Source organism: Kitasatospora sp. NPDC042419, assembly GCF_056437345.1.
Map to the genome: position 1 here is coordinate 1 of NZ_JBWKAW010000074.1, position 9,935 is coordinate 9,935.

General features: G+C 71.1%; 12 protein-coding genes and 1 pseudogene. 4 read left to right on the forward strand and 9 right to left on the reverse strand.

The genetic code is table 11. The annotated features are described in order from the left end of the window. A pseudogene (locus AC067J_RS43575) lies at positions 1-412 on the reverse strand (hypothetical protein); the annotation flags it as partial. A gap of 369 nt (positions 413-781) precedes the next feature. On the opposite strand from AC067J_RS43575, the gene AC067J_RS43580 reads away from it, so the two are divergent. Then, the gene (locus AC067J_RS43580) at positions 782-1,513 is read left to right on the forward strand and encodes a GntR family transcriptional regulator (RefSeq protein ID WP_478308434.1); all 732 of its coding nucleotides are present in this window, start codon (positions 782-784) and stop codon (positions 1,511-1,513) included. Between the two features lie 396 nt (positions 1,514-1,909). Here the strand turns inward: AC067J_RS43580 and AC067J_RS43585 are convergent, their stop codons facing one another. After that, positions 1,910-2,404, reverse strand: a complete 495-nt coding sequence (locus AC067J_RS43585; protein WP_478308435.1) for a hypothetical protein — start codon at positions 2,402-2,404, stop codon at positions 1,910-1,912. Between the two features lie 348 nt (positions 2,405-2,752). Here AC067J_RS43585 and AC067J_RS43590 point away from each other — a divergent pair, with 348 nt between their 5' ends. From AC067J_RS43590 to AC067J_RS43600, 3 genes are all read left to right on the forward strand, one after another. After that, positions 2,753-3,115 carry a hypothetical protein gene (locus AC067J_RS43590; RefSeq protein WP_478308436.1) on the forward strand — a complete coding sequence of 121 codons (363 nt, stop codon included), beginning with the start codon at positions 2,753-2,755 and terminating at the stop codon, positions 3,113-3,115. A gap of 51 nt (positions 3,116-3,166) precedes the next feature. Beyond that, positions 3,167-3,355: a hypothetical protein gene (locus AC067J_RS43595; RefSeq protein ID WP_478308437.1), complete on the forward strand. Its 189-nt coding sequence runs from the start codon at positions 3,167-3,169 to the stop codon at positions 3,353-3,355. Between the two features lie 194 nt (positions 3,356-3,549). After that, positions 3,550-3,756: a hypothetical protein gene (locus AC067J_RS43600; protein ID WP_478308438.1), complete on the forward strand. Its 207-nt coding sequence runs from the start codon at positions 3,550-3,552 to the stop codon at positions 3,754-3,756. Positions 3,757-4,119: 363 nt separating this feature from the next. On the opposite strand, the gene AC067J_RS43605 is transcribed toward AC067J_RS43600, so the two are convergent. From AC067J_RS43605 to AC067J_RS43635, 7 genes are all read right to left on the reverse strand, one after another. Beyond that, entirely contained in the window at positions 4,120-5,886 is a 1,767-nt protein-coding gene (locus AC067J_RS43605) for a hypothetical protein (protein WP_478308439.1), read from the reverse strand. Between the two features lie 221 nt (positions 5,887-6,107). After that, on the reverse strand, positions 6,108-6,464 hold the full coding sequence (locus AC067J_RS43610; RefSeq protein ID WP_478308440.1) for a hypothetical protein: 357 nt from the start codon (positions 6,462-6,464) through the stop codon (positions 6,108-6,110). A gap of 62 nt (positions 6,465-6,526) precedes the next feature. Further along, a complete protein-coding gene (locus AC067J_RS43615) occupies positions 6,527-6,688 on the reverse strand; it encodes a pRL2-8 (protein ID WP_478308441.1) in 162 nt (53 codons plus the stop codon). A 9-nt stretch (positions 6,689-6,697) separates the two neighbouring features. Then, positions 6,698-6,898 carry a hypothetical protein gene (locus AC067J_RS43620; protein WP_478308442.1) on the reverse strand — a complete coding sequence of 67 codons (201 nt, stop codon included), beginning with the start codon at positions 6,896-6,898 and terminating at the stop codon, positions 6,698-6,700. Continuing rightward, positions 6,895-7,974 (reverse strand): hypothetical protein, encoded by a 1,080-nt coding sequence (locus AC067J_RS43625; protein ID WP_478308443.1) that lies wholly within the window; start codon positions 7,972-7,974, stop codon positions 6,895-6,897. Before AC067J_RS43625 ends, AC067J_RS43620 begins: the two co-directional genes overlap by 4 nt. A gap of 2 nt (positions 7,975-7,976) precedes the next feature. Continuing rightward, positions 7,977-8,309: a hypothetical protein gene (locus AC067J_RS43630; RefSeq protein WP_478308444.1), complete on the reverse strand. Its 333-nt coding sequence runs from the start codon at positions 8,307-8,309 to the stop codon at positions 7,977-7,979. After that, on the reverse strand, positions 8,306-9,935 hold a 1,630-nt coding region (locus AC067J_RS43635; RefSeq protein ID WP_478308445.1), incomplete at its 5' end, for a type IV secretory system conjugative DNA transfer family protein. The genes AC067J_RS43635 and AC067J_RS43630, both read right to left, overlap by 4 nt.

The window sequence follows — 9,935 nt, forward strand, 5'->3', positions numbered from 1 at the left end:
GGGCCAGCGTGTCCGGGTAGTTCTTCCGCGCCGCCTTCAGGTCGACGCGCGCCGTCTTGGCGTGGGCACTCGCGGCCTTGTCCGCCGTCCGCGCCGCCCGCCGGGCACCGCTGAGCACCGACGACGTCTTACGCGCCGCCTGCCGCTGACTCTTGGCCGTGGCCGCCGTCGACCGCGCCGACGTGTTCTGGCGCTGAGCGGCGATGAGCGCCTTCAGGTTCTCCGGGGTCCGGAGCGCCATCCGGCGGTCCGCCTCGGCGTCCCAGCGGTGCGCGAACGGGGCACAGGCCAGGGCGGCGGTGTCGAGACCGCGGCCCGTGGCGGCCGTCGCCTTGTTGATCCGGTCCGTCGAGAACCCGAGGGTCGCTTTGGTGCCGGTGCCGATCTTGTTCCATGCTGCTGCGTAGTCCACGAGTCGCTCCTTCAGTGGTCGTGGATCAGGGCCGGGATTGCCGTTCGCGCGGCGTTCCGGCCCGCCTGGTTTGTGGCGGTTGAGCCCGCAACCCCCGGACCGCAACCTCCCTTGCGGGCGGTTGCGCCCCCGCAAGCGTGTGACCTGCGGGTTTCGGTGTTGCGGTGGTTTCCGGGGTGGGGCCCCTACGCGTACGCGCGCGAGGGCCCCGGATTTTCGAGCCGTTCGGCGGCCCCTCGGGAGGAACCGCCGAACAACATCCATACTGTGGTAGCACAGTTGCTGTGTCAAGCCATACACTGTGTTAGACCACTGCTTGGGATGCTGTGCTAGATCGCCGCACCGTTCACCCACCCGAAGGAGCCCGCCATGTCCTCCCTGGAACGCACACCCCCGTACCTCCAAGTCGTCGCCGCCCTGAAGTCGAAGATCGTCAGCGGCGAGCTATCGCACGGCGACGCGCTGCCGTCCGTGCGCGAGCTCGCGGCGGAGTACGGCATCTCCACCGCGACCGCGCAAAAGGTCCACCGCACGCTGAAGGCGGAGGGGCTCGCGGAGGCCCGCCAGGGCGCGGCCACCACCGTCAGCACGCGCCGGACCCTGCACCGCACGGCAGCCGACCGGCTGGAGTCCGCGCTCACGACCGGACGGATCTACGCCGACGGCGAGTACGCGGTCATCACGAACGCGGAGCTGACCGCCCCTCCGGAGTGGGTGGCGGACCTCCTGGGTGTCGAGGGCGACGGCCAGGCTCTGCGTCGCCAGCGGGTCACGCACAACGCCGACGCCGAACCGGTCAGCGCCAGCACGAGCTGGTTCGCCGCCGAACTCGCGGAGGCCGTGCCCGCCCTACTGCTGCGGGAGCGGATCGTGGGCGGCACCCCGTCCGCCATCGAGGCCGCCACCGGCCGCCGCGCCGTGGCCTCCGAAGAGGCATCCACCGCCGACGCCGCCAGCCCGGAGCACGCGAGCCTGCTCGGGGTGACCCCCGGCGCACCGGTCCTGCTGAGCCGGAACGTCTACGTGGACGCGCAGGGCGACACGGTCGAGGTAGGGGAGTCCGTCGCGCCCGCCGGCCGCTGGCGCGTGCACCAGAGCTGACCGACCCAGCTCACACCGAAGCCCCCCGCCGATCCGAACTCGGCGGGGGGCTTCGTCGTGCCAACTCCCGAACGTACCCGCAGGCGGCCCCGGACGGCCCTCGGGGGAGGAGTGCCGGAAGCCGTCCCGCGGGGCCCAACGAAGCGCCTAGGGCCCGTAATCCTCCGTGGCCTACTCGCACGGCGTCTGCGGACCGGACGGGCGGTGAAAGACGGCCAGCGGGAAGGGAGGGGGGTCCGGAGCGCTGTACGGCCGTCTGACGGCCCCGGAGTTGGGCGGGGCGCCGTTCCCCCGCCGTCACGCCAGACGGGCGCGTGAGGGGACCTGACGGCCCGTCCTGGGCTCGCGGGGAGCTCCTGCTGCCGCGATGTGGTGCGGACCGTGGGGGCGCTCCGCTCAGCGCGGGTCCGCTGCTGACGACCCACTCCCGCCGTCGTCGTCCTCGAGGAACGGGAGCGGCATCGCTGACGACTTCATGCCCGACCGGTTCCGGCTCAGCCGCCGCCGGGGCGCCGGCGGATCCGCCCGCCACGCGCTCGGCGGCACCGGGTCCGCCTGCTCCTGGGCAGCCGCGGCGGGCGGCGAGAGCAGGAAGTCACCGGACGGTGCGGGCGCCGGAACCGGGGCCGGACCTGCGGACACCGTTTCGTCAACTGACGGAACAGGGCCCGTCCGACTTCCGTCAGTTGACGAAACGGTGCGTGCGTCGGCCCTGCCGCGCGAGTAGGCGACGATCCGCAGCTCCGCTTCACGGCGGGCCCGGTACGCGTACTCGCGGTGGGTGCGCGAGCAGTAGTCCTTGCTCCGGCCGACGCCCGACTGCCGGATCTCGCCGCCGCACCAGGCGCACACCTTGTTGCCGTCGCCGTCCCTTGGGGTCTCTCGCTTCATGCCGCCGACCGTACGCGGGCCGCCGAAAGCGCCGGCACTTCCGTCCGGTCGGCCCCGGCCTGCTTCGCCGCGTACGTCATCGACCGCCGCCGTACGTCACCGACTTCACGTACGCCGACGACGACCAGGAGCACGAGCCCGACCGCCGTACACCTCTGGCACTTTCGCCCGCAGCACTCGCACGGCCCGATCGCCCACACCTTTGCATCACGACCCAACGGCCGTACAAACCACCACAGATCACACACCTAGGCATTCCCAACAAGTCGACCCTTGCGCAATGCGCACACCCTGTGCCAGTCTCTTGGTGTGCACAAAGCACACACCCCGAATCGGGAGGGATCACCCATGGCTGTGCGGATCACGAAGACCAGCGGCGGATCGGCTGAGATCACCTGGGAGCCGGGCGACGACCCGAACGGCTACCTCGCTCGCTCGGTCGAGACCGACCAGCTCTCCTTCGCGCTGGAAGCCCTCGGCGCGACGGGCGAGCCCGAGAGGTACGGGCCGGACTACGCCCTGCAGGCCGTCACGCACACCGCCGGTCTCGCCCGGCTGTTGGAGCGTCGCGCCGCCGTCCAGGTCGTGCAGCTCCGGGACCACTACGCCATGTCGTGGCGCCAGATCGCGGCCGCCATCTACGACGACCCCGAGAAGCAGTCGAGCGTCCGGCGCATGTACGACTCCGGCCGCCGTCACATCGGCGTCTGAGCAGCACCGACCACCACCACCCGGCACCACCCACACCCAGGAGGAACCGTCATGGCCGTCTTCAACTTCGGTGGCAACCAGGTCGACAGCAGCGACGCGGACGCGCTCGTGAAGGCTGCGGAGGAGTCCGGCGTCACCTTCGGCGGCTCGATCGTCGCGGGCAACAGCTACGGCGTGTCCGGCGGCACGGTGAACGGGACCGTGCACGGCGGCGACCAGGGCAACAAGCCGAAGAAGTAGCACCCAGCCACGAGGGGCCCGCACCGATCGGTGCGGGCCCTTCCGCATGCCCAGCCCCGACAAGATCGATACGGGCACAGCTCAGGCATTACGAATCGACGTAGGTCTGACCAGCGCGGGATCAAGGAAGCCCCACCTCCGGCGTCGATACGGGGCGTGCAAATGCTGCGCTGGCGCGGCGGCAGACTGCCGCCATGAGCACGATGCGCCGCCCGCTGGGCACCGGTCCGAGCACCACCAGGAGCACGCCGTCGACGGACACCGCACCGCGGCTTCTCCCCGCCGAACGCATCGAGCCCGACGCACTCCTGGGGGAAGTCGAGCACCGGGACGTCGTCGACCGGAAAGGCCGGCGGAACCTCGGGCCGGGCACAGCCGCGACGCCGGAAGGGGCGCCGTAGGGAAGTAGTCGGCGCGGCCGGACCCCCTTGACTCGCACGTCGGAGACCACGTCGGCGTCGGCTGGAGGCAAGTTGTACGGCAAGCCGTAGGGCCAGTTGTAGGGCAAGTTGAAGGGCACGTTGTACGGCAAGTTGTAGGGCAAGCCTGTCCGGCAGATCTCGGGTGAGGACAAAGGGGGTTCCCCGTCCCGGGAACCCCGCCGGGGGGCAGTAACCGGGTGCAGCGAGTTGTGGGTTACTGACGTCAGTAACCGTCCGGCCGGGGACGGCCGAACGCCCCGCCGGCCGATGGCAGGCGGGGCGTTCTGGGTCGTCAGGAGCCGACAGCAAGTTAGTGCGAACTGGGGTCAGTTCGCGTCCGGCCTACGCGGCCGGAGGGCGCTTGGCGCGGATCGGCTTCTTGAGGCTGACCTTGGTTCGGATCGGCTCGTTCGGGTTCCGGAAGCGGTGAAGCGCGGCGGCCAGCTCGTCCTTGCGTGCCGCGTTGGCGGCGCGGCGCGCATCGCGGAACTTCGCCTCTTCCTCCGACATGACCTCGAACCCGAGCTGGTCGGCGTCGAGGTCGCCCGGCGCGGCGGGCGCGGCCGGGGTCGGCGGGTCGAGAACGTCTTTGCCCCACACCAGGCCCCACGACTCGACCAGCTGCCGGACGCCCGGCAGGCCGTACGCCTCCGCGACCTTGATGAGGTCGAGCCGCCGACCCGGGCGCCGGGCGATGTGCCGGTACCAGATCGCGGCCGGGATGACCGCGATGGCCGTCAGGCCCTCGGTGTCGTCGGTGATCTGCTCCTCAGTCCGGGTGTCCTGCGCAATGCCGAGCGCCTTGATCAGCTTGTTCAGGTTCTGCGTCCGGTAGTGCTTGCGCACCTGGAAGACGCCAAACTCCCGCTCGCGGTACTTCTCCACGAGCGGCCCCGGCCTGCCGAGCCGCAGCAGCTCGGCCGCTGCCGCGTCACCCAGGTCGAGCGGCCCCATCCGGCCCTCCTGCTGACCGGCCTTGAAGTTCTGACCCGCCAACTCCAGCCCGATCTTGGCCACGCCGCCCTTGGCCTTGTCGCCGTCCTTGTACAGGTAGCGGGCCGCCTGCCCCTCCTCGCCCTTGTTCAGCGGGCGCAGGTCGAAGCCGTGGCCCTTGCCGCCGCAGAAGCACCCGGGTCGGTCGCACGTCTGGCTGACCTTGTAGCCGCCCGCCGCCTCAACAGCGTCCGCCCACGCGTCGGCCAGCGCGTCGCGAAAGGCCGCCTGCGTCTCCGCGTCGAACACCTCCTGCGTGACCCACATGGTGTGCCAGTGCAGGTGGAAGCCCGAACCCCAACCGAACGTGTCCTCGAAGGCCCGCTCATAGCCGACGATTCCGAAGTCGTCCCGCAGCGTGCGCCAGCGGCGACCGGCCGACCCATACGCGCCTGCCCAGCCGTCGTGCAGGACCGCGACCAGGCCGAAGCGCATCCCCTTGCGGACCGTGCCGAACGCCATCCGCTCGAAGTGCCGCAGCGTGTTCGTGCCGAGGTGCAGCCCGTACCCGGCGTCCGCCAGGCCGTCGGCGGCGAGCTGAATGTTGGAGCCCCGTACGGCGAGGATGCGGCTCATGCACCACGGGCAGACGTGGACGTTGTTGCAGCGGCACGTCTTGCCGAACGTTGCCTCGCCCGGCTTCCACAGCAGCTCAGCGACCCCGGCGGTCAGCCGGTAGCCGCACGCCTTGAACGCCTCCCCGACCGCCACGGTCTGGTGCGCGTCGCGCCGCGCGAATCGCTCGTCCCGAGGGTCCTGCTTCGCGGTCCGTGCGGGTTCCTGTTCTGAGAGGCGCTGCGCCCTCTCAGACTCTCCAGCGTCCGGACCGTCCGCTGTGGTCGCGCACCACCTCTGACCTGCGGTGGACGGAGATTTTCCCTTACTACTAAAGCCCGCGTCCGTTTTTTGCTCGGGCCGGGACTGCCCCGCACCGTTTGTGGTGGTTTCGGCGTTGCGGGCAATTGCCCGCTTTGCCCGCTTACGGCAGGCGTCGGAGCAGTAGATCTTGGGGCGGCCCTTGCCGGGGATGTGCAAGATCGGCTTGCCGCAGCCGGGGCCGTTGCACTGGGGGCCGCGTGATGGTGTGGCGGAGGTATCGCTCTGTACGCTCGTCACTGAGCAACGTTCCTGTCTCGCCGTAGCGCACGGCGCGAGATTGGGGCGGCGGCCCCGGCCTCCTACAGCCGGGGTCGTGCCATGTCTGGGGTTGTGTGTGGTGATCCTGGCACTGATAGGGCGGGAGGTTCCCCCGGCTCGCCCAATGCCCTAAGTGGCTGGTGTGACTTGAAGGGCCGAGGAAAGCCCCGCCGGTGATCCGGCGGGGCTTTGACGTGCGGTCAGTCCTGGTAGGCGAGCGGGGACAGTGCCGCGTGCATCTCGTCGAGGGCGGACCGGAGCTTGGTGGCGGCGTCCGTCGCATCGCCCATGGCTGCGTTGAGGTTGTAGATCCGTTCGAGGGTGCCGCCTGCGTCGGCCTTGACGTGGCCGTCCGCGTGCAGCCGCCCTACGAACTCCGTGAGCTGTTCGAGCGCCTGCGGCAGGCGCATCACGAGCGTGCCCAGGTTGCCGACCACGCTGTACGCGTCGCCGGGGTACTCCCAGCCGGGGCGGCTGGACAGGGTGGCGTGGTTGAGGGCGCGGATCGCTTCGGCGGCGTCGTCGGCGAGCTGGGCGGGGGTCTTGGGCTCGGTCATGGTCGTGTTCCCTCCGGTGGGCCGGGGCCGCGACGTGCGCGGCCCCGGCGGGTGATTGGTGGCTACTTGGCGATCAGGTGGACGGGGTGGCCGTTGACCATGTGGTCGACGCAGGCCGGGCAGTCCTCACGCGGGCCGAGCCCGGCGTGTGCCTGCCGGGAGGCGTAGGCGTGGAACCAGCACTGCGAGCACTCGCCGCGGGGCGGGGTGGTGGCGGTCGGCATGTCGGCCTCCTATGCGGCGGTGTCGAGTCGGGCGGCGAGCTGGGCAGCCGCGGCGAGGATCAGCCGGAGCTCCGGCGCGGCCGTGGCGGGGAGCGCGGCCGGTGCGGGCGCCGGCGCTTCCGGCGGGGCCGGGACCGGTCGTGTCCGGAGAACGAGCGCGAGGACCGTGAGGGCGACCGCGACGGTGGCGAGGTAGGCGAGGGCGATCACGCGGCCTCACCGTCGATCGTCGTCTGGCCCTTCATCGGCTGGGTGCCGTACTGGGCTTCCAGGGCCTTGTAGCGGCGGTTGACGGTCTCGTGCGAGCGGGTTGACGGTCCGGCTGCCTCGCGGGTGCTCAGGCCCTTGCGCCAGCACTCCTCGATCACGCGGTTGGCCTCGGCGGTCGACAGGCGGTCGGCCGTGTCAACGTCGGCGTGCACGGCGTCGGGCTTCGGTGCCGACGCGGCGCTGACCTGGGGCGTCCACGTTGACAGCGGCCCGTCTGACGGCGCCTCCAGCTCTCGGAGGTTGAACGGGTCCTGGGCGTCCTGCGCGGCCGTCAGGGACGGCCTACCAGGCTGCGACGCGTCGATCTGCGGGGGCGTCAGGCCGACCGGCAGGGACACGCTGGCAACCCACTCGTGGAACGCCTTCTCCGCGTCGCCGTGCCTGGTCTCGGACTCCTTCACGCGGCGGTTGAGTTCGGCATAGCGGGCGTTCTGGCTGGTCTTCTGCCGGACCGCCTCCTCTGCCAGGGCCAGGAGCCGGTTGGACTCAGCGGCGGCCGCCGCAACCTCCTCGGCCGCTGCCCGCTCACGGCGGGCCGTGTCGAGGCGGATCTTCGACTTCGACGCGGCCTCCGCGTTGACCTCGGCCGCCCGCTCCTGGGCGATGTCCTCGGCCGTCTCGGGACTCACGGACGTGTTCGCGTGGACCACGCGGACCGCCGTCACCGCGAGCGCAAGGCCCGGCAGGAACGACAGGACCGACGCGTGACCGAGCACGTTCATGAGAACGATCGATCCGCCCGCAGCGGCGACGGACAGCCCGCCCATCAGGGCGACTGTGAACCAGCGGCGGGCCTTGATGCCGACGTCAACCGAGCGCATCGCGCCGACCCACACCACGTCCATCAGGACCGCGACGAACCCGCCGACGATCAGGGCGAACGTGCCGTGCAGGCTCATCAGTGCGCCCACGTTCGGGGCGACGGTCGCGACCACCACGCTCAACGCGCCTGCGGTGACGACCAGCTCGACCACGAGGAACAGGTCGAGGTTCTTCAGCTTCGCCAGCTTCTGCATGGTCACTTCCCCTTCCGGATCTCGCGAACGAGCAGGTAGCCAATCGGCCCGCCGATGATGAACGCCAGCCCGACCAGGGCGATGGCGAGGAACATCCCGGTCAGGACGCAGACGCACGCGGCGCCGCCCCCGACCACGGCCACGGTCTTTCCGGCGGACCAACCGCCGGCCTTTCCGTGCGAGCAGCTGCACGCGGCGTGCCCGGCCGGGGCCGGGGCGGTCGCCTGGTTCGCGGCCTGCACGGCCTGGACCACGGCGAGGATCTGCGCGAACTGTGCGGCCTGGTCCTCCGCCTGCTTGGCGTCGGCCACGGCCTGGGTGAGGTTGGCGCTCATGCCGCACCGCCCAGACGGATCGCCGTGCCGTCTTTGGCGAGCAAGTCGCGCTTGACCAGGGCGTCGACCGCGCGGGCAGCCGATCCGGGGTTGAGGCCGGTCGCCTTGGCGATCTCGGCGTTGGTCGTCGCGCCGTCGCGGACGACCTTGAGCACGGCCCGCTGGTTGTCCGTGAGGTCCGCCTCGGCAGAGGCCGCCGGGGCCGCTTCGGCCGGACCCGACTTCACGAGCGCCAGGCCCTTCGGCCCGGTCGGCGACGGGGCGGTCGCCGTCGGGCTGTGCCACGGGTCGGCCTTGGGCAGGGAGGCGATCACACCGTCCGTGACGTGCCACAGACGCAGCGGGTCACTGCCGCGCTTCTCGTACTGGAGCATCGCGCGGCCGGGGATGCCGTCGAGCTTGGACGGGAGCCATCCCTCCTGTTGGGCGCTCTCGCCGAAGATCGCGCGCTCGGCCTCACCGGCGCCGACCGTCAGCGACAGCCGGGCGGACATGTTCTCCTTCACGGCCGCCGGGACGCCGACCGCCTTGGTCGGGAACTGGGTGGCCCACACGAACTGGTAGCCGACCGACCGGGCTTCGGACCACAGCTCCTCGAACAGGTCCATGACGTCGGCGTACTGCTTCTGCTTCGCCATCCGGACGATGGCCGCGCCCTCGTCGATCACGACCAGGAGCTTGCGGTTCTCCGGCTTGCCGTCCGGCACCCACACGGGGCCGGTGGCGATGCCCTGTCGGCGGTGCATCTCGCGGGTGAGCTCCTTCGCCATGGCGTAGATGTCCGCCATCCGCTGTTCGCGGTTCGGCTCCTGGCCGACGCAGCGCAGGCAGTGCTCCCAGCCGATCGCCTCCTGACGCTTCGGGTCGAGGACGATCACGGTCCATTCGTCGTCGAGCACCGCCCGCATCACCAGCGGGCGCCAGCTCACGCTCTTGCCCATGCCGGTGATCCCGGCGAGCAGGATGTGCGTGCCCGGCTTCAGCGGCAGGTCGACGTACTCGCCGGTGACCTCGTCGACGCCGATGCCCTCGTGGTCCGGCGTCCAGATCATCGAGACACCGTCCGACGCGGACCGGGTCCGGATCACGATCAACGCCCGGTCACCGTGCGAGCCACGGCTGATCTGCATCCGGGTGTCGGCCTTCATGCCGAGCAACGCGCGGACCTGATCCGCCTGAGCCGCCAGGGCCTTGGCCGACCACTTCCCGTCCAGCCGGACGCCGCACACGATCCCGGCCTCCGTCACCTCCGGGCGCTCGGTCAGCGTGCCGGACAGGCCGCGCTCGTCGGCGTGCTGCACCCAGTGCGACGGAGCCAGCCGCTCCATGAGGCGGCGCTCCTCGGCCGACAGGTCGTCGTCGAGCTGCACCGTGACCGTGCGCCGCCCGAGCCACAGCGCGCCCGCGTTGAGGGCGATCAGCCCGAGCGAGGTTTCCGCCGGCCACATCGTCCAGTCGTCGGCGGACGACATGACGTACGTCGCGACGGCCGCCGGAACCGCGTGCAGCGCGTGGAGCTTGGCCGCGACGCGGGCCAGCGTGTCCGGGTAGTTCTTCCGCGCCGCCTTCAGGTCGACGCGCGCCGTCTTGGCGTGGGCACTCGCGGCCTTGTCCGCCGTCCGCGCC

What these genes read in the sequence shown, in the direction of transcription:
- AC067J_RS43580 (WP_478308434.1), top strand. Translation starts at nt 782, where the DNA reads ATGTCCTCCCTGGAACGCACACCCCCGTACCTCCAAGTCGTCGCCGCC.
- AC067J_RS43585 (WP_478308435.1), bottom strand. Translation starts at nt 2,404, where the DNA reads ATGAAGCGAGAGACCCCAAGGGACGGCGACGGCAACAAGGTGTGCGCC.
- AC067J_RS43590 (WP_478308436.1), top strand. Translation starts at nt 2,753, where the DNA reads ATGGCTGTGCGGATCACGAAGACCAGCGGCGGATCGGCTGAGATCACC.
- AC067J_RS43595 (WP_478308437.1), top strand. Translation starts at nt 3,167, where the DNA reads ATGGCCGTCTTCAACTTCGGTGGCAACCAGGTCGACAGCAGCGACGCG.
- AC067J_RS43600 (WP_478308438.1), top strand. Translation starts at nt 3,550, where the DNA reads ATGAGCACGATGCGCCGCCCGCTGGGCACCGGTCCGAGCACCACCAGG.
- AC067J_RS43610 (WP_478308440.1), bottom strand. Translation starts at nt 6,464, where the DNA reads ATGACCGAGCCCAAGACCCCCGCCCAGCTCGCCGACGACGCCGCCGAA.
- AC067J_RS43615 (WP_478308441.1), bottom strand. Translation starts at nt 6,688, where the DNA reads ATGCCGACCGCCACCACCCCGCCCCGCGGCGAGTGCTCGCAGTGCTGG.
- AC067J_RS43625 (WP_478308443.1), bottom strand. Translation starts at nt 7,974, where the DNA reads ATGCAGAAGCTGGCGAAGCTGAAGAACCTCGACCTGTTCCTCGTGGTC.
- AC067J_RS43630 (WP_478308444.1), bottom strand. Translation starts at nt 8,309, where the DNA reads ATGAGCGCCAACCTCACCCAGGCCGTGGCCGACGCCAAGCAGGCGGAG.